This window comes from Gordonia neofelifaecis NRRL B-59395 (assembly GCF_000192435.1).
Classification (GTDB): Bacteria; Actinomycetota; Actinomycetes; order Mycobacteriales; family Mycobacteriaceae; genus Gordonia; species Gordonia neofelifaecis.
The window spans coordinates 83,963-110,644 of the sequence record NZ_AEUD01000007.1; the positions used below are offsets into that span (position 1 = coordinate 83,963).

General features: G+C 68.8%; 26 protein-coding genes and 1 pseudogene. 16 read left to right on the top strand and 11 right to left on the bottom strand.

Annotated elements, in window-relative coordinates:
* Nucleotides 1-282 precede the first annotated feature (282 nt).
* The 8 genes and pseudogenes from SCNU_RS09805 to SCNU_RS21115 all read right to left on the bottom strand — a co-directional run.
* Complete coding sequence (locus SCNU_RS09805; protein WP_009679208.1) at nt 283-537, bottom strand: hypothetical protein; 255 nt, start codon at nt 535-537, stop codon at nt 283-285.
* On the bottom strand, nt 534-773 hold the full coding sequence (locus tag SCNU_RS09810) for a hypothetical protein (RefSeq protein WP_009679209.1): 240 nt from the start codon (nt 771-773) through the stop codon (nt 534-536). The genes SCNU_RS09805 and SCNU_RS09810 overlap by 4 nt, the downstream gene beginning before the upstream one ends.
* A 1,352-nt stretch (nt 774-2,125) precedes the next feature.
* Nucleotides 2,126-2,488, bottom strand: coding sequence for a hypothetical protein (locus SCNU_RS09820; protein ID WP_009679210.1), 363 nt, complete (start codon nt 2,486-2,488; stop codon nt 2,126-2,128).
* 325 nt (nt 2,489-2,813) lie between these two features.
* Nucleotides 2,814-4,382, bottom strand: coding sequence for an AAA family ATPase (locus tag SCNU_RS09825; protein ID WP_009679211.1), 1,569 nt, complete (start codon nt 4,380-4,382; stop codon nt 2,814-2,816).
* A 101-nt stretch (nt 4,383-4,483) separates the two neighbouring features.
* The gene (locus tag SCNU_RS20415; protein WP_139025929.1) at nt 4,484-4,807 is read right to left on the bottom strand and encodes a hypothetical protein; all 324 of its coding nucleotides are present in this window, start codon (nt 4,805-4,807) and stop codon (nt 4,484-4,486) included.
* The gene (locus tag SCNU_RS20010; RefSeq protein ID WP_009679212.1) at nt 4,804-5,289 is read right to left on the bottom strand and encodes a hypothetical protein; all 486 of its coding nucleotides are present in this window, start codon (nt 5,287-5,289) and stop codon (nt 4,804-4,806) included. The genes SCNU_RS20415 and SCNU_RS20010 overlap by 4 nt, the downstream gene beginning before the upstream one ends.
* Nucleotides 5,286-5,582, bottom strand: a complete 297-nt coding sequence (locus tag SCNU_RS09835; RefSeq protein ID WP_083812583.1) for a helix-turn-helix domain-containing protein — start codon at nt 5,580-5,582, stop codon at nt 5,286-5,288. Before SCNU_RS09835 ends, SCNU_RS20010 begins: the two co-directional genes overlap by 4 nt.
* A gap of 248 nt (nt 5,583-5,830) precedes the next feature.
* Nucleotides 5,831-6,835: pseudogene (locus tag SCNU_RS21115) on the bottom strand (MinD/ParA family ATP-binding protein); the annotation flags it as partial.
* Between the two features lie 53 nt (nt 6,836-6,888).
* On the opposite strand from SCNU_RS21115, the gene SCNU_RS09845 reads away from it, so the two are divergent.
* The 6 genes from SCNU_RS09845 (at nt 6,889) to SCNU_RS09870 (ending at nt 9,888) form a co-directional block, all read left to right on the top strand.
* Nucleotides 6,889-7,116, top strand: a complete 228-nt coding sequence (locus SCNU_RS09845; RefSeq protein ID WP_238526421.1) for a hypothetical protein — start codon at nt 6,889-6,891, stop codon at nt 7,114-7,116.
* Nucleotides 7,113-7,481, top strand: a complete 369-nt coding sequence (locus SCNU_RS09850) for a YbaB/EbfC family nucleoid-associated protein (RefSeq protein WP_139025931.1) — start codon at nt 7,113-7,115, stop codon at nt 7,479-7,481. Before SCNU_RS09845 ends, SCNU_RS09850 begins: the two co-directional genes overlap by 4 nt.
* A gap of 43 nt (nt 7,482-7,524) precedes the next feature.
* On the top strand, nt 7,525-7,815 hold the full coding sequence (locus SCNU_RS09855; protein WP_040518181.1) for a hypothetical protein: 291 nt from the start codon (nt 7,525-7,527) through the stop codon (nt 7,813-7,815).
* Nucleotides 7,812-9,167, top strand: a complete 1,356-nt coding sequence (locus SCNU_RS09860) for a hypothetical protein (RefSeq protein WP_009679218.1) — start codon at nt 7,812-7,814, stop codon at nt 9,165-9,167. Before SCNU_RS09855 ends, SCNU_RS09860 begins: the two co-directional genes overlap by 4 nt.
* 37 nt (nt 9,168-9,204) lie before the next feature.
* Complete coding sequence (locus SCNU_RS09865; RefSeq protein WP_009679219.1) at nt 9,205-9,516, top strand: WXG100 family type VII secretion target; 312 nt, start codon at nt 9,205-9,207, stop codon at nt 9,514-9,516.
* Nucleotides 9,517-9,591: 75 nt separating this feature from the next.
* Nucleotides 9,592-9,888 carry a WXG100 family type VII secretion target gene (locus tag SCNU_RS09870; RefSeq protein ID WP_009679220.1) on the top strand — a complete coding sequence of 99 codons (297 nt, stop codon included), beginning with the start codon at nt 9,592-9,594 and terminating at the stop codon, nt 9,886-9,888.
* A 75-nt stretch (nt 9,889-9,963) separates the two neighbouring features.
* On the opposite strand, the gene SCNU_RS09875 is transcribed toward SCNU_RS09870, so the two are convergent.
* Together SCNU_RS09875 and SCNU_RS09880 are read right to left on the bottom strand one after the other, a co-directional pair.
* Nucleotides 9,964-10,620, bottom strand: a complete 657-nt coding sequence (locus SCNU_RS09875; protein ID WP_009679221.1) for a CE1759 family FMN reductase — start codon at nt 10,618-10,620, stop codon at nt 9,964-9,966.
* A gap of 1 nt (nt 10,621) precedes the next feature.
* A complete protein-coding gene (locus SCNU_RS09880; RefSeq protein WP_009679222.1) occupies nt 10,622-11,764 on the bottom strand; it encodes an LLM class flavin-dependent oxidoreductase in 1,143 nt (380 codons plus the stop codon).
* A 177-nt stretch (nt 11,765-11,941) separates the two neighbouring features.
* Here SCNU_RS09880 and SCNU_RS09885 point away from each other — a divergent pair, with 177 nt between their 5' ends.
* The 3 genes from SCNU_RS09885 (at nt 11,942) to ahcY (ending at nt 16,202) form a co-directional block, all read left to right on the top strand.
* Nucleotides 11,942-12,868, top strand: coding sequence for a cation diffusion facilitator family transporter (locus SCNU_RS09885; RefSeq protein ID WP_009679223.1), 927 nt, complete (start codon nt 11,942-11,944; stop codon nt 12,866-12,868).
* A gap of 250 nt (nt 12,869-13,118) precedes the next feature.
* Nucleotides 13,119-14,633 carry an APC family permease gene (locus tag SCNU_RS09890; RefSeq protein WP_083812587.1) on the top strand — a complete coding sequence of 505 codons (1,515 nt, stop codon included), beginning with the start codon at nt 13,119-13,121 and terminating at the stop codon, nt 14,631-14,633.
* A gap of 96 nt (nt 14,634-14,729) precedes the next feature.
* Nucleotides 14,730-16,202 (top strand): adenosylhomocysteinase, encoded by a 1,473-nt coding sequence (ahcY, locus tag SCNU_RS09895; protein ID WP_009679225.1) that lies wholly within the window; start codon nt 14,730-14,732, stop codon nt 16,200-16,202.
* Nucleotides 16,203-16,419: 217 nt separating this feature from the next.
* Here ahcY and SCNU_RS09900 read toward each other — a convergent pair whose 3' ends face one another.
* The gene (locus SCNU_RS09900) at nt 16,420-17,049 is read right to left on the bottom strand and encodes a dTMP kinase (protein WP_009679226.1); all 630 of its coding nucleotides are present in this window, start codon (nt 17,047-17,049) and stop codon (nt 16,420-16,422) included.
* A 111-nt stretch (nt 17,050-17,160) separates the two neighbouring features.
* On the opposite strand from SCNU_RS09900, the gene mtrA reads away from it, so the two are divergent.
* The 7 genes from mtrA to SCNU_RS09935 all read left to right on the top strand — a co-directional run bounded on the left by mtrA (nt 17,161) and on the right by SCNU_RS09935 (nt 26,666).
* Nucleotides 17,161-17,847 carry an MtrAB system response regulator MtrA gene (gene mtrA, locus SCNU_RS09905; RefSeq protein ID WP_175284095.1) on the top strand — a complete coding sequence of 229 codons (687 nt, stop codon included), beginning with the start codon at nt 17,161-17,163 and terminating at the stop codon, nt 17,845-17,847.
* Nucleotides 17,844-19,469, top strand: coding sequence for an MtrAB system histidine kinase MtrB (gene mtrB / locus SCNU_RS09910; RefSeq protein WP_009679228.1), 1,626 nt, complete (start codon nt 17,844-17,846; stop codon nt 19,467-19,469). Before mtrA ends, mtrB begins: the two co-directional genes overlap by 4 nt.
* Complete coding sequence (locus SCNU_RS09915; protein ID WP_040518153.1) at nt 19,466-21,193, top strand: LpqB family beta-propeller domain-containing protein; 1,728 nt, start codon at nt 19,466-19,468, stop codon at nt 21,191-21,193. The genes mtrB and SCNU_RS09915 overlap by 4 nt, the downstream gene beginning before the upstream one ends.
* A 61-nt stretch (nt 21,194-21,254) precedes the next feature.
* Nucleotides 21,255-21,956, top strand: a complete 702-nt coding sequence (locus SCNU_RS09920) for a ComF family protein (protein WP_009679230.1) — start codon at nt 21,255-21,257, stop codon at nt 21,954-21,956.
* 259 nt (nt 21,957-22,215) lie between these two features.
* Nucleotides 22,216-22,941 (top strand): ribosome hibernation-promoting factor, HPF/YfiA family, encoded by a 726-nt coding sequence (gene hpf, locus SCNU_RS09925; protein ID WP_009679231.1) that lies wholly within the window; start codon nt 22,216-22,218, stop codon nt 22,939-22,941.
* A 211-nt stretch (nt 22,942-23,152) separates the two neighbouring features.
* Nucleotides 23,153-25,924: a preprotein translocase subunit SecA gene (gene secA, locus SCNU_RS09930; RefSeq protein ID WP_009679232.1), complete on the top strand. Its 2,772-nt coding sequence runs from the start codon at nt 23,153-23,155 to the stop codon at nt 25,922-25,924.
* Between the two features lie 283 nt (nt 25,925-26,207).
* Nucleotides 26,208-26,666 carry an Rv3235 family protein gene (locus SCNU_RS09935; protein WP_009679233.1) on the top strand — a complete coding sequence of 153 codons (459 nt, stop codon included), beginning with the start codon at nt 26,208-26,210 and terminating at the stop codon, nt 26,664-26,666.
* Nucleotides 26,667-26,682: the final 16 nt, after the last annotated feature.

The window sequence follows — 26,682 nt, forward strand, 5'->3', positions numbered from 1 at the left end:
CCACCCGGCCCGCGTGGCCCTGGAGGAGCAGCACGCGGGCCGGGTGAACCGTTCAAGGGGTGCAGCACTCCCGGAAGCGGCGGCGGCGTGGTCGGTCTGACATCGACGCCCGGAGGGCTCGGAGACGGACCCGCAACGTCCAGCGGCATAGCCTGGCGAGCGGTGGCGTCGGCGTGTTCGCCTCGGCCACCCACGACGATACAGGCCACGACGCCCACCGTCACGGAACATGTTGCGGGACAGCGTGTTCCGTTGACGGTGGGCGTCAACTTGGTGGGGTGGTCAGTCGATGAGCGTGAACCCGGCCGAGGCCAGCACCAGCCGCGCCGACCCTCGGGCTCGGACCTCCTGGCGGCGGCCGTCGTCGTCCCACCACGTCACCGTGAGCGGGTCGGTCCGGCGTCGGTACTCCGAGACGATGACGCGCGTCCCGTCGTCGGTCACGTACTCCTCGTGATCGTGGTGTCCGACGCCGCGGACGTGGTGGGTTGAGGTCACGCCGGTGGACCGGACCGGGACCAGCTCGGCGGCGGTCATCGGGTGGCCTCGGCGTCCAGGCACGCGGCGGCCAGGATCTCGGCGTCCGCGGGCGTCATCCGGTCCGCGGCCATCTGGCCGAGCGCGACGGCCACGGCCTGGAGGCCGCCGAGGCCGCGGGACGTGCTGGCCTCGGTGAGCGCGCGGAACGCCGAGTCCAGGTCCTCGTCTGTGAGGGCCAGGACGACACGGGCGGCGTAGGAGATGGTGCGGTCTTGCTTGCTGTTCTCGGCCACGGTGGGCCTCCTTGTCTGTTGGGCCGGTGTTGACGCCGGCCGTTAGCTTGTCGGGGTGAAACGTGTTGACGCTGGCCGTTTTTCAAACGCCAGCTGACCGGCGGACCTGGGGAGGAGGGCGTGGCCGCGTGATCGTCACCCCCTACCCCTCCCGGCCGTGCGCCACGCCGAGGGTGGAGCACTCACGGACCAGGCCGCGGAGCAGATCGGCGGCCCGCGCCGTGCGGGTCCGTCCGCAATCGCACCGGCAGAGCCAGCGACCACCTCCAGCGACAGGCTCGGCGGCCACCAAGCGGCCAAAGCGCTGGCCGGTGAGATCCCGCCGACGCCTCGGGACCGCGCCGGTTGGGGACCCGGTACGCCAGTTGCGCGCGTAGTGGGTCGAACACCAGCCACCACGGCCAGGGGCCGCCGGACGGTCGCACTCGGCAACCGAACATGTGCCGGTCATCGTCGGTGCCTCCTGGCTCGGTTCTTCTTGCGGTGGATGTTGGGGCGGACGCGAGAGCGCGCGCCACGCTTGCGCGGCGGTGGGTCGCCGGGGTCTCGGGGACTCCGCCGGAGCGGGCCGAGTAGTTGGTCCCTCGGCTGGTCGGGGTCCCGGTGCAAGCGCATGTTGTGGGCCTGGCACAGACCGTTTGCCCACGCGGGCTTAGAGCACCCACGCCCGAGGCACCGGCGGACCCACGCCGTGGTGTGCCAGACCGGACGCCGAGGCCGCGGTGAGCGCACGGGCTCGGGGTCCACGCTCGGCGGCGGCGGCGGTGGTGGCTCGGGGTCCACGCGCTCGCGCTCGGGCTCGGGACGCGGGAGCGGCTCACCGAGCGGCCGGAGCATGATGTACCTCGGCTGGTCGGGATGTCTCCTCATCCGCGCCGCGTGGGACGCGCACAGGCCCGACCGGACCGCCGGACGGTCACACTCCCGACCGAGGCACGGCTCCGGCTTGGGCTTGGGCTTGGGTGGTCGCGGAGGCTTGGGTGGTCGCGGCTCGGGGTCGGGGTCCGGTATGCCCGCGCGTCGTTGGTCCCAGCGGCGGACACCCGCGAACGGGTCGGAGTGGACATCGGCCAGCGGACCCCGAGGCCGACGATGGCCGTTGAGCCCGCTCGCCCACTCCCAACACCGTCCGCGCGCCGGACACCCGACACAAATGGACTTGACGGCCGCCCACCTCTCCCTGTCGGTGAGCCCGAGCTCGGACGCCGGGACATCCGGGTCATAGAGCTTGGGCTCCGAGGTACACGCGGCACCGCGGAGGTCGGCGGTCCCGCGCAAGATCTCGGCCGCCAAGGCCACCGGGCCATCGAAACGGCGCGGCGGGGTCCGTCGTCGCGCGGAGATGGTCTCGGTCACCGGCGGCCGTCCTCGGCGTCGATGATGTTGGCGCGGAGGCGCTCGGCGGCCCGGTACCCGTCATGCTCGGCCAGTTCGATCTCGGTAGGCGGGACCGTCTCCTTGTACGTCTCGCACGCCGAGCGGTCACCGATGAAGAGGACACGGTCAAGGGAGTCCCTCGTGAGGTGGTCGGTGTACCCCGTTCCATCGACCACGATGGGTTCTCCCATCGACGGATGACGGTCCTCGAACGCCCACCCGATGACCCGGAGGATCTGGAGTTCCGGCACCTTGTCGTCCGCGCCGCGGGACGGGGTGGTGAGTACGAGCGCCCAGGTATCCGAGGCTCCGATGATGGCGTAGTTCGATCCGTTCACGGTGTTGTTCTCCTTGTTCGGTGTGAGTAGGTCCCCGAGGCTTTGGGGAGGTTGGAAGTGGAGTTGTTGAGAGTCGTTCGTTGCCCTACCTCCCGACCTCCCCACCGTTGGCCCTCTCTATAAGAGAGAGGGACCGTGCGGCCGGGTGGTTTGGGGAGGTCCCGGGAGGTCCCGGGAGGTGGTGGTGATTTTTGATTGTTTGTGCTGGTAGGCCTCGGTTTTGACCTCCCGGGTTGACCTCCCGGGTTGACCTCCCGGGACCTCCCCGGGAGGTGGGCCTGTTTGGGGAGGTCATCCGGGAGGTCAATCGGGGAGGTCAGGAGCCCTACTCCGAGGCCTCGGGGAGGGTGTAGATGTTGGCTCCTCGGTCCCCGCTCTGGACGGTCACCGCGTCGGCCGACACCAGCGCGTCACGTGCCCTCTCGTACCGACTCCGAGAGATCCCGGCCGCGCGTGCCAGCTTCTCCAGGCCCGCGCCGGTCACCGGCTCGGTGGCCTTGGACACCAGGGCCAGCACGGTGGCGCGGTCCTTGGCGGCCTCGGCGGCGCGCTTGTCGTCCTTGGACGCGCGACGACGGGCGGCGCGCTCGGCCGCCTTGGCGGCCTTATCCTCGGCCTCGGCGTCCACGGTGTGGACCGCGACAACGGACGTGGGGAACGTGCCGTTATCGCGGACCTCCACCTCCAGGAGTCGGAGATCCCACGCGCCGGTGGTGTCGTGGTTCCGTTGCTTGGCGGTGGTCATCTTGAGCGTGCCCTTGTCGTCGGCCTTGAGCCGGAACACGGACTCGGCGGAGTCCTCCCACGCGCCGGACCCTCGTCCGTGGCTCCCGGCGCGGCCGGGATGGTGCAAGACCAGCACGGCCGCGCCGGTACGACGCCGGATGTCGGCCACCTTGGCGATGGACTCCGAGGCCGCCGAGGTGGCGTTCTCGTCCACTCCCGGCTGGTGGGTGGTGAGGGTGTCCACGATGACCAAGTCCGGCCGGTACGCCTCCAGCGCGTCGGCCAGCAGGTCCCACGCGTGGGACTGGAACGGTGCCGAGGGGTCCCGGACCTTGAACCACGGGCGGATCTCGTCCCGACTCACGCCGTGGTGGTCCAGCCAGGCCTCCACGCGGACGCCGAACGCGCGGCCTCCACCCTCACCGATGAGGTAGACCACCCGGCCCCGGGTGGTGGTCTCCGGTCCCCATGCGCGGCCGGTGGACACGCTGAGACCGAGGTCCAGAGCCACCGCGGTCTTTCCGGTGTTGGCTGGTCCGGTGAGAACGTCCAGGGTCCCGGCGTCCAGATGACCGTGGACAATGGGCTTGGGCGGCGCGGCGTCCATGACCGCGTCCACGTCCTGGAGCTCGCCGGTGTCGGCGTATCCCGAGGCCTCCAGCCGCTCGGCGGCGTAGGCGGAGTTCACCGTGGCGCGGGTCCGCTTGCTCACCAGACCCTTACGGACACGGTCCTCCTGGGCGGTACGAGGCGTGAACAGTCGGCGGCCGGTGTCGCGGTCGTACGCGCGGCCGTCGTCGCCTATGTGGATCACGTGGACCGTGATGTCCTGGCCCACGAGACGCTTGAGCTCACCGAGCACGTTGGGGACGCCGGAGACGTTCTCCTCGGTGACCACCATGTGGACCTCCAGGTCCCGGTACCGAGACCACGGGATGGCGTCGAACTGGTCACCGGCGTGGGCGTTGACCACCCAGCAGACCGAGCGCTTGTCTCGGCCTGGACGTGCGACCGGGCGGCCAGTGAGGTTGACCCAGACGATGGGGTCGGCGGCCCCATACGGGGTGTGATCGGTTACCGGGGCGCTCCCGGACTGTTCCGGGGCGGCCTCGGGGTCGTGGTCGATGATCGCGCCGGGGTCGGCGCTGGTGAGTGCTTGTGTGGACACTGTTGTCTCCGGTGTGAAATAGGTTGCGGCCCTTGGGCCTTGACGCGTCCACCTGGTCGGGTTGGTGCACAGTGCTCGGGTTGGTGCGCGCCGCGGAGTCGTCACCCCGGAGACCCGCTCCGGCCCGGTATCCTGGAGACACCTCTACGAGGCGTGGTTCCGGCAATCGGGTTGGTGGGACTATCGGCGCCCTCGGCGGTCTCAGGACACGGGCCGCCGGGGGCGTCGTGGCGTCTGGGTGTCGGTCGGACCTCGGCGGCCAACACTCGGGCCAGCTCGGCGGTGGCGTCGGCCGGTGCCGAGGCCAGCACGCACACCGGCGACGGCCGACGACGGACGGCCAGCGCGTGGAGGCCGAGGGTGAGCCAGACACCGAGGGAGAGTCCGAGGAGCATGGCGGCGGCCAGGACCGCGGGGCCGGTCATGCTGAGACCTTGCGTCGGCCGCTACGGTGCCCCGCCAGACGGTCCCCATCGAACGCGTAGTGACACTTCTTGCACCTCGGCGCGTAGTGCTCGGGGTCCATTGAGTACGGCATGGGAGTTCGTCCACGCGCGCCGTCCGATCCATAGCGCTCGTCCGGGTCCTGGTGGTCGTAGCTCCAGTCCTCGGCCGGGTGACCGCAGTCCACACACGGGTACTCGGACGCCTTGCCCTTGGCGGCGCGAACGCGGGTATGCGCTCCGCCGTACCCGACGATGTCGCGCGGTGAGGACTTGGGGCGCGGCTCCGGCGGCGGCGTCCCCTTGAGAGCCTCCACGTCCGAGATACGGACGCGGATGATCCGCGTGCTGACCCGGATCATGTCGATCTGGCCCGCGGATATGCGGCGGCGGAACACGCTGGGGTTCTCATTGAGCATGTCGGCGGCGGCTGGAATACCGATCCAGCACGGTTGGCCGGTCATGCTGAGACCTTGAGGACGGCGGTGATCCGGGCGGCCTGGGCGGCGGTGAGCGGCGGGGCCTTGCGTACCAGCGCGGCTATGTGGCGGCGGCGTTCGATGGCCGCGGCGTCCTCTGCCTCGGCGTCGTGGAAGCGGTCTAGGGCCGACTGTTCGATGAGGACACGTCCGCCGGTGCGGATGGTCTGGAGGTCGCCACGCTTGACGCGGCGGGTGATGGTTCGCTCCGACACGCCCTCAAGCGCGGCGGCCTCGGCAAACGTGTACGGGGAAGTGGGTGTCCGATGGTTGGACATGAGGAGAATCTCCTGGGATCACAGAGGTAGATCACTCCGTGAGCTCCCAGGGTCGGCCTGGTGCCCATTTTCAAGCGCACCACCATGGTCAACTGTCGATGAAGCCAGGTACTCGTGCCTTGGTCGCGGACGCGATGGGACAGACATTACGTGTGTCGTCGGCGGTCCGTCAAGCACCAAAACATCCTCTGACCTGGTGTTAACGCTATGCGTCAACACCAGAGGGTGACACTAGATAGCGCTTAAACGTGGCTCATCCCGGTACCGCAGTCGGTCAGGATGATGTTGTAGAAGCGCTGCAGGATGTCGATCACACCGCGGTACTCCTGCTCGCTGAACGCCTCGGCGGCGGCCGGGTCTCGCTCGGAGGCGAGCACCTCCAGCCGGCTCGGGGCCTGCGTCGTGTGCGCCCGCACGTCGGAGTATCGGTGCACGGCGCCGTCGGCGAGCAGGTCCCGGACGGTCGACGACGTCTGCTGCGGCACGCGCTGGGCGAGTGTCCCGAGGTCCGGATTGGCGTCGACGGCGACCACGCGGTCGCCGCGCAGCGAGGCGAACGTCGAGCCGAGCCCGATGGTGGTCGTCGTCTTGCCGACCCCGCCCTTCAGTGACAGGACCGCGATCCGGTGGTCGCCCCGGATCGGCCGCCGCAGGTGCTCGAGCAGTTGCTGGTACTCGATCTCGGACGGTGCCTCGCCGGGATTGACCAGACCCGCCGACAGCGCGTGCACCGCGCGGCGCCACCCCCGGACCGGAGCGCGACGCGCCTTGCGGAGGAGGGCGACCTGGTCGAGAGCGGGACCGGCCGCCGGGCCTGGAGGCACCGGCACCTGCCGATCGACGGCCGGCCGAACCGGGCCCGGCATGGGAGGCGGCCCGGCGAACGGCGTCGGTGGGACGGGGAACGCCGCCGGCGCCGGGCCGCGTGGCGGGATCGGTTCGCACGGAGCGGGATTCAGCGTCGAGAGGCCGATGATCGCGGTCAGATCGATGTCCGGTCCGGTGGTCGGTCGGTCGTCGAGCCACGGTGGCGTCTCGGTCGACGGGGCGTCTGGATTCATGCGGTCCTCCTCGAGTCGGTCCGCCGCGAAGGTCGCGGGGCATGCGGGGAACGGTAGGCACCGCGTCCCGCGACACGCCCGCGAACGAATCGATGGAACCGAAACCGGTTCCGGTGCGTCCAAGTCGTATGGCAGCAGAATACGAAGAACCGGATCAGGGTTGCGGCACAACGGGTCTGACGTCGGTCTCATCGAGGTCGGGCGCGGTGTCGGTGACGTGCACCGCGGCCGGGCTTCCGGTGCGCATGACCATCTCGGCTCGAGCGATGCGCCGGACGCCTGCGGCACTCGCCGGGGAGATCCTGGCGCTGTGCCGACTCGCAGGCGCCACGGCCGGAGTGCGGATGCGCGGCGACCTGGCGGAGCGCGGAGTCGCCGACGATGCCCTGGCGCTGTTGGGACTGCCGTCACGGAACGAGTTGGTCGCGGCCGAAGCCGCCGCCGACGCGAGTGCGACTCGGCGCAGGCGATGAACCCGGAGATGGACGCCATCGCCGATCGCGCGCAGCGGCAGCTCGGGGCGTTGGAGGACGTCCATGGACGGTTGCAGTGCTTGCGTGCGACCGGGGTCGGCGACGACGGGCGAATCCGCGTGGTGGTGAACGGAAACGGTGCGCTCATCGATCTCGAGTTGTCGGCGGGCGCCTGCGCGGGAAAGGCGGCGAGGCTCGCGGACGAGATCGTCGGGGCCGCGGTGCGTGCGGCCACGGACGTGTTCGCCGAACGAGCCGAGATCATGCGCGAGTTCTGCGGCGAGTTCGCCGCTCTCACCGATCCCATCGCAGAAATCGGCGCGGCGCGGGAACCGGACCGGGTTGCCGTGCGTCCAATTCAGTGACAGCTCGATTCCGACGATCTCAGGGGGACACGTGGAGCAGGTGATGGTGCATCCGGAAGCGGTGCGAGCATTCGGGGCCACCTCGGCGGCGCTGGGCACGGCGACCGGCGCGATAGGCGGACTCGACGCAGCGGCGATGAGCGCGGCGGTGACGGCGGTCTTCGGCGTGATCGGACAGGAGTTCGCGGCGGCGTACGCGATCGCCCAGGCCAACCATCTCCAGGCGATCGGCCGGCTGGCCGTCGCACACGCGGCGACGGCTGCGGCCGCGGCGTCCGGCGTGGTCTCGTTCGCGAGCGGCGATGCCGCCGGGGCGAGCGGCGTGTCGGTGTGACCCGGCATCCGGCGGTGGCCGGCGCCGACGAGTCGGTGGCCGACTGCGCGACCCCGACGGACCCGAGTGCCGTGGTCGGGGGCAGCACGAAGGACGCGCTGGCCCGGCTCGGGATCGGTGCCGTCCCCGCGCCGCTGTCGATCGAGCTGCCGCACGCGCTTCCTGCGCTGCCCACCCTCCCGTCTCTGGATCCGACGATGCTCGTCAAGCCGATCACCGATCTGCTGCAGACGTTCGGCTCCGGCAGGCTCGGTGGCGCCGGCGGCGACCCCGCGGTCGCGCATCAGGGAATCGCGGATGTGCTCGGCGACGGCGTCGGGACGATCCTGGGTGCGGTGCGATCGCTCGACGGGGGATGGGCCGGCCAGGCGGCCACGGCAGCCGTCAGTGCCGCCACGCGTTCCGCAGGCGAGTCGGGTCTGCTCGCCGCGCAGGGCGCGGGCATCTCGACGGACCTGCAGGCTGCGGCCGCCGTGGTCGCGGCGGGCGCCGCGCAACTGCAGGGCATCGTGGTCAAGACGGCCGGGCTGCTCGCTGCCGCCGGGCCCGCGCTGGCGACACCGCCGGGACAGATCGCCGCACTGGGAATCGCGGCCGAGGGCCTGGCCGAAGGACTGGCGGTGGTGGCGGCGACCCGCGCCCAGCTCATCGCGCCGACCACGCACATGGCGGCGAACGGACAGCTCGTGCCGGTGACCGGCGTTCCCGGCGCGGAGGGGGACCTCTTCAGCGTCGCGGGCAGGCTGCTCCAGTCGGCGTTGCCGCTGGTCCAAGCGGGTACCGGACTCGCGACCAAGTTGCTGAGCGGCACCGGGCTGGACGGCTCGCGTGCCACGCAGGTCGAGGAGCCGACCGGGCCGCCGGAGAAGCCCGTCCCGGGGTCGACCGGCACCCCGTGCCCGGCCGCCTGCGACCGAACGGGTACCGCGAGCGCTCCGACGTCCGCGGCGCACGCACCCGGATCGGCACCCAGTGCGCCGACGGCCCGAGCGTCGACGACCGCTGCCACGGTCGCCGCGACCCCGTCGGTCTCGGCGCCCGAGCCGATGCCGCTCGCCGACCGGCCGACGACGAACGCCGCGATGCCCACCTCGGCGGATACGGTGCGGGCGACACCGGTCGCAGCAGCGAACCCGGTGTCCGCGGTTCCGCAGGCACAGGCACCCGTGGTTCCCGCGTCGGCACGACCGTCGAACGAAGCACCCCGGGTCGTTCCCGCGGTGCCGGTCGCCGTCGTGCCGGACACCTCGGCCGATCCGGAGTGGCTGAGCGCGGTGACAGCGGAGTCGATCGACTTCGACGTCGCGCTCGCGCTGGGGCTCGGCGATGAGAACCTCGCCGGATCGGCCTGATCCGGCGCGGAGGAAACACTAGGGAAGGGACCGTCATATGCAGGGACTCAAGCTGGACGTCGCGGCAGGACAGGCGTCGGCCGCGTCGATCAGGGGAGTGGTGGACGAGATGCAGCGCATCATCGGGCAGATTCAGAAGTCGGCGGTGAGCGGCAAGTCCGGATGGGACGGCAAGGCGTCCTCGGCGTTCGAGACCACGCATACCGACTGGCACTCGATCGCCACGAAGCTGCAGGGCGCGCTCGACGACATCGAATCGAAGCTGACCACGGGATTCCGCGGGTACGACGACGAGGACGCGACGGTCGCCGGCCAGCTCACCGGGCAGTCGGGGCATCTCACGCTCTGACCGCGGCAGGGGGATTGCCGATCGGCGGGCGTTCCGCCGACATGGACACATCAACGACGACATAGGGGGATCAGCATGGCCAGTGGACTCATCAGGTACGACTTCGCCAGTCTCGGGACGCTTTCGGGCGACCTCCGAGGGCAGTTCCAGCGGTTGGAGGAACTGTCGGGACAGCTCAAGCGGCAGGTCTCGGCCCTGTCGACGCACTGGGACTCCGGTGGCGCGGCGTCGTACCAGCAGGCGCAGGGCAATTGGGACCGGATCTTCGCCGACGCCCGCGCGCGTCTCGACTCGCTCGGTGTCGGGGTCTCGAAGGCGGCGACGCACATGCGGGAGACGGACGTGCGCGTGGGGAAGACCTTCGCGGTCTGACCGGCCGCAGACGTGAACGGACCCGGTGCGCCGCGCGGTTCGCGGTGCACCGGGTCCGGGATCGGTGTGCGTCGATCAGCTGCCGGTGTGTCCGCGGAGCAGCTCCGCGAACGGGGTGACCTCACCGAGATCGTTGGCGCCGGTCGATCGGCGCGGGGCGGTGTCGAGATCGGTGGGTCCGCCGAATCCGGATACCGCCGCGGCACCGACCAGTCGCTGGGCGAGTTCCCCCGCGGCTCGACGCACGCGGCCGCCCAACTCAGTGGTGCCGAAGTCCTCGGTGGCAGCGAAGACCGCCGTCGGAACCGTGTCCGCGCGGAGGTAGCTCATCAGCGGCCGGACCGCGTGGTCGAGCACCAGGCTGTGCCGCGGCGTACCGGCGGTGGCCGCGATCAACATCGGGACCCCAGTCAGGGCGTCCGGGTCGAGAACGTCGAAGAACATCTTGAACAGCCCGCTGTACGAGGCCGCGAAGATGGGAGTCACGGTGATGATTCCATCGGCGGCCGCGATCTGTTCGCGGGCGGCGGTGATGTCGGCGGGCGCGACGCCGGTCGTCACCGTGGTGGCGAGCGACTGAGCCAGCGGCGCGAGCTCGAGCACTTCCACGTCGACGGACTCGCCGCGGGCGGTCACGCCGGTGACCACGGCGTCGGCGAGCTGGTCGGCCAGGAGTCGAGTCGAGGACGGTGTCGAGACGCCGGCGCTGATCACGAGTAGACGGCGTGCCATGTCACCGGTCTCCCTTCACACCTGCGGTGGCCGTCGCCTGGGCCGGCGTCACCTGGCGGTGCGCCGATTCGGGTCCTGCGGCGACCAGCGATTCGTGCGTCGGCGGGTCGGATGGCACGTGCGCCGGGCGGCGACGGTCGAACTCGGCGCGCAGCGTCGGCACCACGTCCCGGCCGAGCATCTCGATCTGGTCGAGCACCTGCGGCAGGGGCAGGCCGGCGTGGTCGACGAGGAACAGCTGGCGCTGGTAGTCGCCCGCGTAATCGGCGAAGGACAGCGTCTTCTCGATCACCATCTCGGGGGTGCCGACGGTCAGCGGCGTCATGTCGGTGAACTCCTCCATCGACGGCCCGTGCCCGTACACCGGCGCGTTGTCGAAGTACGGACGGAAGAGCCGCTTGGCCTCCGCCTCGGTCTCGGCCATGAACACCTGGCCCCCGAGCCCGACGATCGCCTGGTCGGCCGAACCGTGCCCGTAGTGCTCGTAGCGCTGCCGGTACAGATTCACCATCTGCTCGGTGTGCTCCTTGTTCCAGAAAATGTTGTTGTGGAAGAAGCCGTCGCCGTAGAACGCGGCCTGCTCGGCGATCTCGGGAGACCGAATGGAGCCGTGCCAGACGAACGGCGGAGTGTCGTCCAACGGTGCCGGAGTGGAGGTGTAACCCTGCAGCGGGGTGCGGAAGCGGCCCTCCCAGTCGATGTTCTTCTCACGCCACAGCCTGCGGAGCAGGTGGTAGTTCTCCACCGCCAGCGGAATGCCCTGACGGATGTCCTTGCCGAACCACGGGTACACCGGACCGGTGTTGCCGCGACCGAGTGTGACGTCGGTGCGACCGCCGGACAGATGCTGGAGCATCGCGAAGTCCTCGGCGATCTTGACCGGATCGTTGGTGGTGATCAGCGTTGTCGCGGTGGTCAGCCGGAGCTTCTCGGTCCGTGCGGCGATCCAGCCGAGCATGGTGGTCGGCGAGCTCGGCACGAAGGGCGGGTTGTGGTGCTCGCCGGTCGCGAAGACGTCCAGGCCCACCTCCTCGGCCTTCAGTGCGATCGCCGTCATCGCCTGAATCCGGTCGTGCTCACTGATGGTGTCGCCGGTGATCGGGTCGGTGGTGACGTCGCCGACGCTGAAGATTCCGAACTGCATCGAAGGCTCCTCGGTGGTAGATCCGCTCGCGCGGCTTTCAGCAAGCATAACCGGACCATGGTCCGTTTAATTCCGGAGACGCACCGCTGTGCCACACGTCACGGATCGCTGCAGCGGCGCCGACTAGTCTTTTCATTCGCGGCCGCTCGGCCGCATCAGTTTCACGAGAGGCAACTCATGTCCGCAGAAGGGTCGACGCGCGCCATCGTCGCCGCCCTCGCCGCCAACGCCGGGATCGCGGTCGCCAAGTTCGTCGGCTTCGCGATCACCGGTTCGTCGTCGATGCTCGCCGAAGGCGTCCACTCCGTCGCCGACACCTCGAATCAGGGGCTGCTGCTGTTCGGTCAGCGCAGCGCCTCGCGGGAGGCCGACAAGCTCCACCCGTTCGGCTACGGACGGAGCCGGTACTTCTACTCCTTCATCGTCGCGCTGGTGATCTTCACCCTCGGTTCGATGTTCGCGCTGTACGAAGGCGTGGAGAAGATCCGGCACGCGGGCGATCACGGACTCGATTCGCCGATGGTGGCGGTGGTGATCCTGCTCGTCGCGATCTGCTTGGAGGGTTACAGCTTCCACACCGCGCAGAAGGAGTCGCGAGTTCTCCGCGGAGACTCCTCGTGGTGGCAGTTCATCCGCACCTCGCGCAACCCCGAGCTGCCCGTGGTGCTGCTCGAGGACTCGGGGGCCCTCATCGGCCTGGTGCTCGCGCTCGCCGGCGTCGGGCTGACGATGATCACCGGCAACGCGGTCTGGGACGGCATCGGAACACTGTCCATCGGCGTCCTGCTCGGACTCATCGCCATCGTGTTGATCATCGAGATGAAGAGCCTGTTGATCGGCGAGGGCGCCACCGACGCCGAGGAGCAGGCGCTGCGCGCGGCGATCCCGGGACAGGACGTCGATCGGGTCATCCACATGAAGACGCAGTACCTCGGTCCGGAGGAACTCCTCGTCGCGGCGAAGATCGCGATCGCGCCCGGGCTGGGTGCGGTCGAGATCGCCACGGCCATCGACGGTGCCGAGGCGCGGATCCGCGCGGTGGTGCCGCAGGCGCGCGTGATCTACCTCGAACCCGACATCGATCGCGGCGAGGGCGGTTCGTGACCAACTCCTGATCCGGATGCGACCTGATGAAGCCCACTCATGCGCTAGCCTCTGAAACCGCAATGAATGTGGAAGGGATCACACTTATGGGGTCGGCTCGGGCGAGGCCACAACGCTGTTCGACGAGTACGCGCAACACCTAGCGCAGACGCCGTCCCGACCGTTCATCCCGCAGCGGAAATCCCGCGAATGAGCAAGGAGCACGTACGTGACCAATTTCTTCGGTCGTGTGAAGTCGGTCGAGCAATCGATGGCCGACACCGACGAGCCCGAGACCAAGCTGAAGAAGGACCTGACCGCCTGGGACCTCACCGTCTTCGGCGTCGCCGTGGTCGTCGGTGCAGGCATCTTCACCCTCACCGCGCGAACGGCGGGCAACGTCGCCGGGCCCTCGGTGTCGCTGGCGTTCGTCCTCGCCGCCATCGCCTGCGGACTGGCGGCGCTCTGCTACGCCGAGTTCGCCTCGACGGTTCCGGTCGCCGGGTCGGCCTACACGTTCTCGTATGCGACGTTCGGTGAGTTCGTCGCCTGGATCATCGGCTGGGACCTCATCCTGGAGTTCGCGCTCGCCGCGTCGGTGGTCGCGAAGGGCTGGTCGTCATACCTCGGCAACGTCATCGGCGCCGGTAACAACGTCTTCGTCGTCGGCGGGCACAGCTACGACTGGGGTGCGGCACTGCTCATCGCCGTGCTCACCACGCTCCTCATCCTCGGCACCAAGTTGTCGTCGCGGGTCTCGGTCATCATCACCGCCGTCAAGGTCGCGGTGGTGCTCCTCGTCATCATCGTCGGCGCCTTCTACATCACCGGTAAGAACTACTCGCCGTACATCCCGCCCGCGCAACCGAACGAGACCGGCGAAAGCGGCATCCATCAGACGCTGTTCTCGTGGATCACCGGCGCCACCGGCAGTCAGTACGGCTGGTATGGACTCCTCGCCGCGGCATCGCTCGTGTTCTTCGCCTTCATCGGCTTCGACGTCGTCGCGACCACCGCTGAGGAGACGAAGGATCCCCAGAAGTCGCTGCCGCGCGGCATTCTCGGCTCGCTCGTCATCGTGACGATCCTGTACGTGGGCGTCTCGCTGGTCCTGACCGGCATGGTGCCGTACACCGACCTCGCCGACAAGACCCTGCCCGACGGGACGGTCGAATCGTCGACGCTCGCGACAGCGTTCGAGGCACACGGCATCACGTGGGCGCAATGGGCGATCAACATCGGCGCTCTCGCCGGACTGACGACGGTCGTGATGGTCATGCTGCTCGGCCAGACGCGCGTCGGTTTCGCCATGGCGCGCGACGGCCTGCTGCCGCGCGGCCTGGCCAAGACGGGCAACCGCGGTACGCCGGTCCGCATCACGCTGATCGTCGGCGTCGTCTCGGCGGCGCTCGCCTTCTTCTTCCCGATGGGCACGCTCGAAGAGATGGTCAACATCGGCACCCTGTTCGCATTCGTCCTCGTCTGCGTCGGCGTCGTGGTGCTGCGCCGAACGCGTCCGGATCTCAAGCGCGGTTTCACCGTGCCGTTCGTCCCGCTGGTCCCGATCCTGGCGGTCATCGCCTGCTTCTGGCTGATGATCAACCTGTCGATCGAGACCTGGATCCGGTTCGTGATCTGGATGATGATCGGCATCGTGGTCTACCTGACCTACGGCGCCAAGCACTCGGTGCTCGGCATGCGCGAGCGGAAGGAACTGCCGTCGTACGACGACCTGACCCCGGGATCCGGCACCGGATCGGACAGCGGTCCGACCAGTTCGACGTGATCGCGATAGCGTAGAAGGACCTAGGACTGGTACCGGTCGCCGAAACGGCGGCCGGTACCGTCGTTCACGATCCACATGTCAATCGAGAGGCACCAGATGACCGCGCCTTCCAGCGCTCTGACCACCGAAACCCGCAACGGCGTCGAGTTCAAGGTCGCCGACCTCTCCGAGGCCGACTACGGCCGCAAGGAGATTCGCCTGGCCGAGCACGAGATGCCCGGCCTGATGGAGCTGCGCCGCGAGTACGCCGACGTCAAGCCCCTCAAGGGCGCGCGTATCTCGGGGTCGCTGCACATGACGGTGCAGACCGCCGTCCTCATCGAGACCCTCGTCGACCTGGGCGCCGACGTCCGCTGGGCGTCGTGCAACATCTTCTCGACGCAGGACCACGCGGCCGCGGCCGTCGTCGTCGGCCCGTACGGCACCGTCGAAGAGCCCAAGGGCGTTCCGGTCTTCGCGTGGAAGGGCGAGACGCTCGAGGAGTACTGGTGGGCGGCCGAGCAGATGCTGACCTGGCCGGGTGAGCCCGCGAACATGATCCTCGACGACGGCGGCGACGCGACCATGCTGGTCCTGCGCGGCGCCGAGTTCGAGAAGGCCGGCGTGGTCCCGCCCGCTGACGACAGCCACCCCGCCGAGTACAAGGTCTTCCTCGAACTGCTTCGCCGCTCGCTGGCCGCCGACTCCGGCAAGTGGTCGGCGATCGCGGAGTCGGTTCAGGGAGTCACCGAGGAGACCACCACCGGCGTTCTGCGGCTGTACCAGTTCGCCGCGGCCGGTGAGCTCGACTTCCCGGCGATCAACGTCAACGACTCGGTCACCAAGAGCAAGTTCGACAACAAGTACGGCACCCGTCATTCGCTCGTCGACGGCATCAACCGCGGTACCGACGTCCTCATCGGCGGCAAGAAGGTGCTGGTCTGCGGTTACGGCGACGTGGGCAAGGGTTGCGCCGAGTCGCTCGCCGGCCAGGGCGCGCGCGTTCAGGTCACCGAGATCGACCCGATCAATGCGCTGCAGGCGTTGATGGACGGCTACGACGTGGTCACCGTCGACGAGGCCATCGAGAACGCGGACATCGTCATCACCGCCACCGGCAACCTCGGCATCATCTCCTTCGACCACATGAAGAAGATGAAGAACCAGGCTGTGCTCGGCAACATCGGTCACTTCGACAACGAGATCGACATGGCCGGCCTGGAGTCGGCCGAAGGCATGACCCGCATCAACATCAAGCCGCAGGTGGACCAGTGGGTGTTCCCCGACGGCCACAGCATCATCGTCCTGTCGGAGGGACGTCTGCTGAACCTCGGCAACGCCACCGGCCACCCGTCGTTCGTGATGAGCAACAGCTTCGCGAACCAGGTCATCGCGCAGATCGAGCTGTGGACCAAGGCCGACGAGTACGACAACGAGGTGTACCGCCTGCCGAAGCACCTCGATGAGAAGGTCGCGCGGATTCACGTCGAGGCCCTCGGCGGCAGCCTGACCAAGCTGACGAAGGATCAGGCCGAGTACATCGGCGTGGACGTCGAAGGCCCGTACAAGCCGGAGCACTACCGCTACTGACCTCGGAGGTCGGTTGGGGAGGTCCTGTTCTCCGCCGTCACGCCACTGGGGTTGTCGAGCCCATCGATACGGCGTGCGGGAGGTCTAAGGCTGTCGTTCGGTGCCACCAGGTGACACTGAACGACAGCCTTGATCTCGTCACGCACTTCGTTCGTCTATGGGGCGTCGCGTATCGAGACCCGGGCCCCGGTAAGAGGACTTCTGCGCCCGGGTACGACTACAGCTGAGCCAGCACCGCCGCGACGGCGTCGTCGCCGTCGGCCCACGACCACGACGACATCCAGTGCGATTCGACGAACTCGCCGTACACGCGGTACACCGCGTGCTGGAGTTCGGCGTCGCGCTCGTAGGAGTCGACGGGTCGGTCGGCATCGGTCTCGGCACGACCGTTCGCTCGGCTCATCGCGACGTCGGGCGGCACGCCGAGAAGCAGCTGATGGTCGGGGACGGGTAGCTGGAACCGGCCGAACTCCAGATCGGCGACCCACTCGACCACCTCGGAATCGGCGCCGCCTCCGAGCCGGGCCGCGCTGTAGGCCGCATTGGACGCGCAGTACCGATCGCAGATCACCAGGTCGTGCGCGGTGAGCGCCTCGCGCAGCTGTCTGCGCGCGGCGGCGCGGTCGAGCGCGAAGAGCAACGCCATCGCGTACACGCTTTCGCGCAGATCGCCGTGCCGTCCGTGCAGTGCCTCGGAGGCCAGGTCTGCGGTGATCGACTCCCCGTAGCGAGGGAACGCCAGCGTGGAGACCGATGCGCCTCGGTCGGTCGCGGCCGCTTCGATGCGTCCGACGATGGTGCGTTTGCCTGCACCGTCGAGCCCTTCGACAGCTACCAGAATGCCCACGCCGCACAGTGTAGGCAGTGCTGCCGTAGTTGCGGTCCAGGCGCGCCGGAACCGCCCGGACCTGCGGGCCAAGGCGTGTCGCACCGCAGGATCGGCGACGAAGATGACACGATGACAGGCATGAAGCCTCGCATCCTGGTCGTTGACGACGACGCCGCGCTCGCCGAGATGCTGACGATCGTCCTCAAGAACGAAGGCTTCGAGCCCTTCGTCGTCGGCGACGGCACGCAGGCCCTGACCGCCGTCCGCGAAGTCCGGCCCGACCTCGTCCTACTCGATCTGATGCTGCCGGGGATGAACGGCATCGACGTCTGCCGGGTCCTCCGCTCGGATTCGGGCGTGCCCATCGTGATGCTGACCGCCAAGTCCGACACCGTGGACGTGGTGTTGGGGCTCGAGTCCGGCGCCGACGACTACATGGTGAAGCCCTTCAAACCCAAGGAACTCGTCGCACGGATCCGGGCGCGGCTTCGCCGCACCGAGGACGATCCCGCGGAGCTCCTGGCGATCGGCCCGGTGGAGATCGACGTTCCCGCGCACAAGGTGACGCGCGACGGCGTGCCGATCTCGCTCACGCCGTTGGAGTTCGACCTGCTTGTCGCGCTGGCGCGTAAGCCGCGCCAGGTGTTCACGCGTGACGTGCTGCTCGAACAGGTGTGGGGATACCGTCACCCGGCCGACACCCGGCTGGTGAACGTTCACGTGCAGAGGTTGCGCGCCAAAGTCGAGATCGACCCGGAGAATCCGGAGATCGTGCTCACTGTGAGAGGGGTCGGTTACAAGGCCGGTCCGCCGTGATCGGAGGCCGTCGGATCCACCGAGGGCCGCTCGATCGTCTCATCGCTCTGCTCCGGCGTGCCGCCACGACCGTCGGGCACACGGCCGGTCAACTGTGGCGCCGCTCGGTGCAGACCCGGGTCATCGTCTCGACGCTGGTCCTGTCGTTCGTGGTGTTGCTGATCCTCGGTTTCGTGTTGATCAGTCAGATCACCGGTCGGCTCCTGGACGCCAAGGAAGAGGTGGCGACCGACGAGATCGCGCGGATGCGCGCGGTGGTCGAACGGGTGCTGAGCAGCGCCGAGTCGAACACCGCGGTGCAGAACCGCCTGGCGCGCGCCCGTTCGCTGCTCACCGATCAGGACACCGAGACCACGCAGAGCGCATCGGTCGCCGGATCGTTCGACTCGGTCCTGGTGGTGCCCGCCGAATCCGCGGGCGAGCAGGAGGTCGCCGTGGGACCGGTGCGTGACGTGCCTGCGTCCCTGCGGAAGATGGTGGCGGGCGGCCAGGTCGCGTTTCAGTACACCTCGATCGAGCATGGCGGCGACACCGTGCCCGCCCTCGTCATCGGGTCGCCCGTGGAGAGTCCGATCCAGGGTCTGGAACTGTATCTGGTGTTCCCCTTGGGCAGCGAGCAGAACACCGTCTCGCTGGTCCGCGGGACCCTCCTGACCGGCGGCATCGTGCTGCTCGGCCTGCTCGCGGCGATCGCCTGGCTGGTGACTCGGCAGGTGATGGGCCCATTGCGGGCGGCGTCGCGAACAGCCGTGCGGTTCGCGGACGGGCGGCTGTCCGAGCGGATGCCGGTCCAGGGCGAGGACGAGTTCGCGCGGCTCGCGGTCTCGTTCAACGACATGGCGGAGAGCCTGTCCAGGCAGATCAACCACCTGGAGGAGTTCGGCGGACTGCAGCGGCAGTTCACCTCGGACGTCAGCCATGAGCTGCGCACACCGCTCACGACCGTTCGGATGGCCGCGGACCTGCTCTACGACGGCCGCGAGGACCTCGACCCCGTCCAGCGACGATCGGTGGAACTGCTCGACAAGGAGCTGAACCGGTTCGAGACGCTCCTGACCGAGCTGCTGGAGATCTCGCGGCACGACGCGGGAATGGCCGAACTCGCCGCCGAACGACTGGACATCGCGGTCCCGATCGACGCGGCCGTCTCGACGGTCGCCCATCTCGCGGCCGAGAGCGGCAGCGATCTGATCGTCGACATGCCGGCCGAGCCGGTGCTGGCGGAGATCGACCCCCGGCGGGTGGAGCGGATTCTGCGGAATCTGCTCGCGAACGCGATCGACCACGGTGAGCACCGGCCGGTGACGCTCACGATGCGGTCCGACGGCGACGCGGTCGCCATCACCGTGCGGGACCAGGGCATCGGTCTGCGTCCCGGAGAGGAGAAGCTCGTATTCAATCGGTTCTGGCGATCGGATCCGTCGCGCGTGCGACGCTCGGGCGGAACCGGGCTCGGTCTGGCGATCAGCATCGAGGACGCCCGCCTGCATCAGGGTCGGCTCGAGGCGTGGGGCGCTCCCGGTGAGGGCTCGTGCTTCCGTCTCACCCTGCCGCTGGTGCGTGGGCACAAACTGCTGGGCAGCCCATTGCCGCTGAAACCGATCGGAGAGGGTGGTCGATGAGACGCGTCGTCGTGCTCCTGTCCATGCTGCTCGCGGGCGCGCTGGTGCTGACCGGTTGCGTCGACATCCCGGATTCGTCGTCGCCGCAGCCCATCCAGGCGTTCGACCGCAAGCGTCCGACGAACATCGTGCCGTCGCCGAAGAAGGGCGACGACCCCGAGACCGTTGCGCGCAACTTCGTGAAGTCGATGTCGGACCCGACCGCCGGACATCGGGCGGCGCGCAAGTTCCTGACTCCGGACGCCAGTCAGCGCTGGGACGACCAGGGCGACATGACGGTGATACGAGACGTCGGAGTGATCATCGACGAGCGCACCAGCGACGCCGTCCGGTTGCGGATCACCGGCGAGAAGACCGGCGCCCTGACACCCGCCGGAACCCTGCGGCCGACCAGCGGGTCGGAGGTGATCGCACTGTCGCTGGAGCGGGTCGACGGCGAGTGGAAGGTCAGTGGCGACGTCCCCGCCGGGTCGATCACCGACGCCTCCCAGTTCCTCACCGCGTACCGACAGGCCGACCTGTTCTATCCGGACCGCACGCTGACCCGGCTGATCGCCGATCCGCGCTGGTTCTTCGGCTCCGAGCCCGACGGCTCGGTCCTGGTCAACCGTCTGCTCGCGGGGCCGACGCCCCAGCTCGAGGGGGCGGTGGGCGAGGGCGCCGCGCGGGGCGTCGCCCTGTCCGGGCCGGTCACGGTCGTCGGCGACACGGTGACCGTCCCGCTCGGCAACGTCGCCGACACCGACCAGAAGGATCGGACGGTGCTGGCCGCGCAGATCGTCTGGACCCTCGACTACGCCGGGATCACCGGAACGTATCGGATCACCGCCGACGGCGCACCGCTGGTGCAGGGACGCGATGAGGGGTGGCGGCCGGCCGACGTCAGCTCGTTCGAACCCGAGCCGGTCAAGCGCGCGGCCGATCCCGTACATCTGGTGCGTGACGGTGGCCTGGCGCGGCTGACGGGCAATCGCGCGGTCCCGGTCGACGGCCCGCTGGGATCCAGCCACGATCTGGAGTCGGCCGCGATCTCCGCAGATCTCACCCGGAGCGCAGCGGTGGCGAATCGAGGCGGGCGACGGACGCTGCTCGTGGGACCGTACGGCGGCGATCCGGCGGAGGTGGCTTCGGGCGCCACGATCACCACGCCCTCGTTCGCCCCGGACGCGGCCACCGGGTACACGGTGATCGACGGCAGGCCGGTCCGCTGGGTCGCCGCCGACGGCGGCCTCCCGGGCAGCGTCGAACCGATCGACGCGAGCGAGGTGACGGCCGCGGCTCCGGGCCCGATCACCGACATGCAGATCTCTCCCGACGGCGTCCGGGTGGCGCTGGTGGTCGGCGGCAAGGTGCTGCTGGCCGTCGTCTCCGTCAACGACCGAGGCGTGCCGTCGCTCACCGGCGTGTATCCGCTGGCTCCTGATATCGGGGGCCCGGGGGTCGCGGTGGCCTGGTCCTCGACGAAGACGATGTACATCGCGGTGTCCGGCGACGACACCCCGGTGTGGACCGCCTCGATCGTCGGCACCCAGCCGGGAGAGCTCGTCAGCGGGAATCTCAAGCCGCCGGTGGTCGACATCGCGGCGTCACCGACCACCGTCTACGTCGCGGACAACCGCGGCGTGCAGCAGATCGGCACCGGCCAGACCCGCCCGGACCAGTACTGGACGGCAGTGGGCCCCGACGCCGGGCCGGGCACCAGGCCGGTGATCCCGGGAAGCTGACGCCGCGGGCTGTGGACCGCCCCGGTGACATGCGGTCGGAGGCGGCGGACAATCGTCGAGCATGGCGGGGGATCGAGGCATCGCCCGCGCGGCCTTGTCGGCGATCGCAGACCTCGTCGTTCCGGAACTGTGCGGCGGATGCGGGCGGCCGGGAACCGCGTGGTGCGAAGGCTGTGCGCGGCGGCTCAGCGATGTGCCGCGGTTGCTGAGCCCGCGCATCGATCCCGGGGTCCCGGTGTGGGCGCTCGCTCGCTATGGCGGGCCGATGGCGTCCGCGGTGGTGAACCTGAAAGAGCATCGCCGCCGGGATCTGGCGCCGGTGCTGGGGCGGCTTCTCGCGGACGGACTGGTCGCCATCGCCCGATGGGGCGACCTGCCCCAGACGTCGCGCTTGGCGCTGGTGCCTGCACCGACGCGGGCCCTCGCGGCACGTGCGCGGGGCGGCGACACGGTCACCGCGGTGGCCGGGGAGGCGGCGGTCGTCTTGGGGCCCGGTGTCCGGGTGACGCCGATGCTGGTCACCGCCGCGTGGGTCCGGGACTCCGCGGGCTTGACCGCCGGTGCGCGGAACACGAATCTGACCGGAGCCGTGCGACTGAATCGGCCGCTGCCCGCCGCGATGCGCGGACGCGGCGAGACCGCGGTGCCTGCGGTGCTCGTCGACGACGTCCTGACCACCGGGGCGACGGCGACGCATGCGGTGAGACGCCTTCGGTCCGCCGGGGCTCGAGTGGCCGCGGTCGTCGTCCTGGCGGGTGCATGATGAGCAAAACGTGGCCGCCCGGCGAGTTTGCGGATACCTTCGGAAGTGGCAGTGATGAACATCGAGTGCCGGGAGGTGACCAAGCCTTTTCCACCGCGCCGATGCTTTGCCTGCGCTCGGTGGATCCTCCGCTTCATCGTCAGCGGGTCACTGTCCTTCGCACTGAATCACCTAATCGAACGTGATTGTGCGACAAGCGAATTGGTACCTCGGTCCGGACTTGACATCCGGACGAGCGCAACCTGAGGAGGATGTCGAAATGACGGTCGTTCATCGCAAGGGCCAGCGAGAGTCGAAAGCTGCACCCGTCGAACGCCTTGACCTCACAGCCGCTTTCCAACTGCCGGCCAGCATCGACACGTCGGATGCCGGCGAGCTCAAGGCAGAACTCACCATGAGTGGCCGGAATGTTGAGATCCCGGACCACTTCCGCGTGTACATGAGCAGCAAGCTCGCCAAGCTCGAGCACTTCGACACCACGATCTTCCGCTTCGAAGTCGTGCTGTACCACGAACCGAATCCGCGGCAGGCCAAGAGTGCCGAGATCGTGGAGATCACCGCTCGCGGACGCGGCCCGGTGGTACGAGCGCAGGCCGCAGGCGAGAACTTCTACGCGGCTTGCGAGCTCGCCTTCGACAAACTGCACAAGCGACTCCGGCGTGCCAAGAGCCGTAAGCGGATCCGCAAGGACGGCATGCACCGTCCGACCTCGCTCGCCGAGGCCGCGGCCGACGCGCCGCACCTGCTGCCGGACGAACCCGCCGCGCCTGCCGACCCGTTCGAGGACAGCGTCGACGACCACCAGCCGGGACAGGTGGTCCGCGTGAAGGACCACACCTCGTCGCCGATGTCGGTCGACGAGGCACTGTACGAGATGGAACTCGTCGGTCACGATTTCTACCTGTTCCACGACTGCGAGACCGATAAGCCGTCGGTGGTCTACCGCCGCCACGCCTTCGACTACGGCGTCATCAGGCTCGCCTGAACTTCCATCCCACGTATGCGGCCGCCGCCCGATCGGGCGACGGCCGCGTCGCGTTCGCAGGATCGTCGGCGCGGCCGAATCGGGCTGTCGAGAGTGCCTGTGTGGGACGCGGCCGCAACGCGCCCCGTACCATGGAACGAGGTCTGTCCGCCGAGTCGCTCTTCGACACGGCAGGACGGGTGAACAGACACGCGAACCTAGAGGATTGCCGGTGCTCAACAAGCTGCTCAGACTGGGCGAAGGACGCATGGTCAAGCGCCTGGACGCCATCGCGACGAGCGTCGAAGCGCTCTCCGATGAGATGGAAGCGCTCTCCGACGACGAACTGCGGGCGAAGACCGTCGAGTTCCGCGAGCGCCTCGAAGGCGACGAGACGCTCGACGATCTGCTGCTCGAGGCGTTCGCCGTCGCCCGCGAGGCGGCCTGGCGAGTGCTCGATCAGAAGCACTTCCACGTCCAGATCATGGGCGGTGCGGCTCTGCACTTCGGCAATATCGCCGAGATGAAGACCGGTGAGGGCAAGACCCTGACGTGTGTGCTCCCGGCGTATCTGAACGCGCTCGACGGCAGGGGCGTCCACGTCGTCACCGTGAACGACTACCTCGCCAAGCGCGACGCCGAGTGGATGGGTCGCGTGCACCGCTTCCTCGGACTCGAGACCGCGGTCATCCTCACCGGCATGTCGCCGGACCAGCGGCGCGAGGCGTACGCCGCCGACATCACCTACGGCACCAACAACGAGTTCGGCTTCGACTACCTGCGCGACAACATGGCGCACACCCTCGAGGATCTGGTGCAGCGGGAGCACGCCTACGCGATCGTGGACGAGGTCGACTCGATCCTCGTCGACGAGGCCCGCACTCCGCTCATCATCTCCGGTCCCGCCGATTCCTCGAGCAAGTGGTACTCCGAGTTCGCGCGCATCGCGCCGCTGCTGGACAAGGACGTCCACTACGAGATCGACATCAAGAAGAAGACCGTCGGCGTCCATGAGGCCGGTGTCGCATTCGTCGAAGACCGGCTCGGCATCGACAACCTGTACGAGCCGGAGAACTCGCAGCTCGTCGGCTACTTGAACAATGCGATCAAGGTCAAGGAGCTGTTCCACAAGGACAAGGACTACATCGTCCGCAAGGGCGAGGTGATGATCGTCGACGAGTTCACCGGTCGTGTGCTCGACGGTCGCCGCTTCAACGAAGGTCTGCACCAGGCGATCGAGGCGAAGGAGGGCGTCGAGATCAAGGCGGAGAATCAGACTCTCGCCACCATCACGCTGCAGAACTACTTCCGCCTGTACGACAAGCTCGCGGGCATGACCGGTACGGCCGAGACCGAGGCCGCCGAGTTCCAGCAGATCTACAAGCTGGGCGTGGTGCCGATCCCGACCAACCGGCCACTGATCCGCAAGGACCAGACCGACCTGATCTACAAGACCGAAGAGGCCAAGTTCCACGCGGTCGTCGACGACATCGCCGAGCGCAACGCCGCGGGGCAGCCGGTGCTCATCGGCACCACCAGCGTCGAGCGGTCGGAGTACCTGTCGCATCTGCTCTCCGAGCGCGAGATCAAGCACACCGTTCTGAACGCGAAGTTCCACGAGCAGGAAGCCCAGATCGTCGCCGAGGCCGGTCGGCTCGGCGCGGTCACCGTCGCGACCAACATGGCCGGTCGTGGCACCGACGTCGTGCTCGGCGGCAACCCCGACGTCATCGCCGACACGCGTCTGCGCAAGGCCGGGCTCGATCCGGTCAACACGCCCGACGAGTACGAGGCCGCCTGGCCCGAGGCCATCGACCTGGCACGCCAGGACGCGGCGTCCGAGGCCGACGACGTCCGCGAAGCGGGCGGCCTCTACGTGCTCGGCACCGAGCGCCACGAGTCCCGGCGTATCGACAACCAGCTGCGTGGCCGCTCCGGCCGTCAGGGCGACCCGGGCGAGTCCCGCTTCTACCTCTCACTCGGCGACGAGTTGATGCGGCGGTTCAACGGTGCGGCGCTCGAGACGATCATGGCGCGCCTCAACCTGCCCGACGACGTGCCGATCGACGCCAAGATGGTCACGCGCGCCATCCGCAGCGCTCAGACGCAGGTCGAAGAGCAGAACTTCGAGATCCGCAAGAACGTCCTCAAATACGACGAGGTGATGAACGAGCAGCGCAAGGTCATCTACGGCGAGCGCCGCGAGATCCTCGAAGGCGAGGATCACAAGGAGCAGGTCCGCGAGATGGTCAGCGACGTCGTCGGCGCCTACGCCGACGCCGCCACCGAACTCGGATACGCCGAGGACTGGGACATCGACAAGCTGTGGGAGGCGCTCGGCAAGCTGTATCCGATCTCCCTCGACGGTAAGAAGGTCGTCGGCGAGAACGAGTACGGCGAACGCGACGACATCTCGCGCGCCGAACTGCGCGAAGTACTCGTCGGCGACGCGCTCGACGCGTACGACCGCCGCGAAGCCGAGCTCACCGAGATGGCCGGAGACGGCGCGATGCGCCAGCTGGAACGGTCGATCCTGCTCACCGTGATGGACCGCAAGTGGCGCGACCACCTCTACGAGATGGACTACCTCCGGGAGGGCATCCACCTCCGGTCGGTGGCACAGCGCGATCCCGTGGTCGAATACCAGCGCGAGGGATACGACATGTTCCAGCGCATGCTCGAGGCCATGAAGGAAGAGGCCGTCACCTACATCTTCAACGCACAGGTCGAGACGCAGGCGCCCGCTCCGGCGCTCGGCACATCCGTGAGCGACATGCTCGCGGGTGCGGCGTTCGGCGGGGACTCCGAGGCGCAGGAGGCGGCGCCGATGACCTACAGCGGTCCGACGGAGAGCGGCGACGCCGCCGTCCTCTCCGAGGTCGAGGAGCATGCGTCCGGCACCCCGACCGAGGTGCTCGGCAGCCGCCGCGACCGTCGTGCCGCGGCCCGATCCGGCGCCAAGCCGTCGAACAAGCCGGCCAAGTCGCGGAAGAAGAAGCGGTAGCGGTTCGTCGTCAGACCGGGTTCGAGTTCTCCTCGAGCCCGGGCTTTCGCTTTTGTGATGGTGGCGGGGCGGGCGCGGGGAGATGTCGTCTCGGCAGTCCTCGCTCCTCGCCCCTTGGGGCTCGTCGCTGCGGAGGGCTCGTCGACATCTCCCCACGCCCGCCCCGCCACCACCGTTCACGAGTCCGGTCTGGTTGTGCGCGGTGCTTCGTCGAATCGCTGTGAAGTTTGTGGTTATTCGGCGTGTCTGGGAACCGAACGGTTCGGCGGTGCGTCCGAAGGGTATGACCGTGAAGACGCTCGGGGAGGGGCGGCTCGCGCAGCGGGTCGCAGGCGACGGGGACCGCGGGGGTGCGGGGCCGCCGCGGGAGGCGGCCGCGGCGCGGGCCGCGACCATCCGGTCGCTGCAGCACGTCCTGGAAGTCCTCGACGGGCGCAGGCCCGTCGATCATCTGCTCCGGACTGTCACCGAAGACGTGTTCGCGCAGGTCCGGGCGCTGCTCCGGCGCCGACCGCCGAACTCGGGCAACACCGCGGCCGACACCGACGCCGCGCGGCTGCTGCGCGTTCACGTTCAGCTCGGGGCACCGGCGCGAGCCGAGTACTTCGGCACGTTCGTCCGCGGCGATCGGGTCCGGGCGGTCGCCGGACGTCTCGAGGTCCGCGCCGTGCGGCTGCCGTCGAAAGGCGGTGAGCGCCGGACCGAGGACAGGTGGACGCTCGTCGAACTGTCGATCGTATGAGACCCACCCCGGCGAT

Coding starts and splice junctions, on each gene's coding strand:
- SCNU_RS09805 (WP_009679208.1), bottom strand. CDS start 537: ATGACCGCCGCCGAGCTGGTCCCGGTCCGGTCCACCGGCGTGACCTCA.
- SCNU_RS20415 (WP_139025929.1), bottom strand. CDS start 4,807: ATGACCGGCCCCGCGGTCCTGGCCGCCGCCATGCTCCTCGGACTCTCC.
- SCNU_RS20010 (WP_009679212.1), bottom strand. CDS start 5,289: ATGACCGGCCAACCGTGCTGGATCGGTATTCCAGCCGCCGCCGACATG.
- SCNU_RS09835 (WP_083812583.1), bottom strand. CDS start 5,582: ATGTCCAACCATCGGACACCCACTTCCCCGTACACGTTTGCCGAGGCC.
- SCNU_RS09845 (WP_238526421.1), top strand. CDS start 6,889: ATGACCATCTCGGCTCGAGCGATGCGCCGGACGCCTGCGGCACTCGCC.
- SCNU_RS09850 (WP_139025931.1), top strand. CDS start 7,113: ATGAACCCGGAGATGGACGCCATCGCCGATCGCGCGCAGCGGCAGCTC.
- SCNU_RS09855 (WP_040518181.1), top strand. CDS start 7,525: ATGGTGCATCCGGAAGCGGTGCGAGCATTCGGGGCCACCTCGGCGGCG.
- SCNU_RS09865 (WP_009679219.1), top strand. CDS start 9,205: ATGCAGGGACTCAAGCTGGACGTCGCGGCAGGACAGGCGTCGGCCGCG.
- SCNU_RS09870 (WP_009679220.1), top strand. CDS start 9,592: ATGGCCAGTGGACTCATCAGGTACGACTTCGCCAGTCTCGGGACGCTT.
- SCNU_RS09875 (WP_009679221.1), bottom strand. CDS start 10,620: ATGGCACGCCGTCTACTCGTGATCAGCGCCGGCGTCTCGACACCGTCC.
- SCNU_RS09880 (WP_009679222.1), bottom strand. CDS start 11,764: ATGCAGTTCGGAATCTTCAGCGTCGGCGACGTCACCACCGACCCGATC.
- SCNU_RS09885 (WP_009679223.1), top strand. CDS start 11,942: ATGTCCGCAGAAGGGTCGACGCGCGCCATCGTCGCCGCCCTCGCCGCC.
- SCNU_RS09890 (WP_083812587.1), top strand. CDS start 13,119: ATGGCCGACACCGACGAGCCCGAGACCAAGCTGAAGAAGGACCTGACC.
- ahcY (WP_009679225.1), top strand. CDS start 14,730: ATGACCGCGCCTTCCAGCGCTCTGACCACCGAAACCCGCAACGGCGTC.
- mtrA (WP_175284095.1), top strand. CDS start 17,161: ATGACAGGCATGAAGCCTCGCATCCTGGTCGTTGACGACGACGCCGCG.
- SCNU_RS09915 (WP_040518153.1), top strand. CDS start 19,466: ATGAGACGCGTCGTCGTGCTCCTGTCCATGCTGCTCGCGGGCGCGCTG.
- SCNU_RS09920 (WP_009679230.1), top strand. CDS start 21,255: ATGGCGGGGGATCGAGGCATCGCCCGCGCGGCCTTGTCGGCGATCGCA.
- hpf (WP_009679231.1), top strand. CDS start 22,216: ATGACGGTCGTTCATCGCAAGGGCCAGCGAGAGTCGAAAGCTGCACCC.
- SCNU_RS09935 (WP_009679233.1), top strand. CDS start 26,208: ATGACCGTGAAGACGCTCGGGGAGGGGCGGCTCGCGCAGCGGGTCGCA.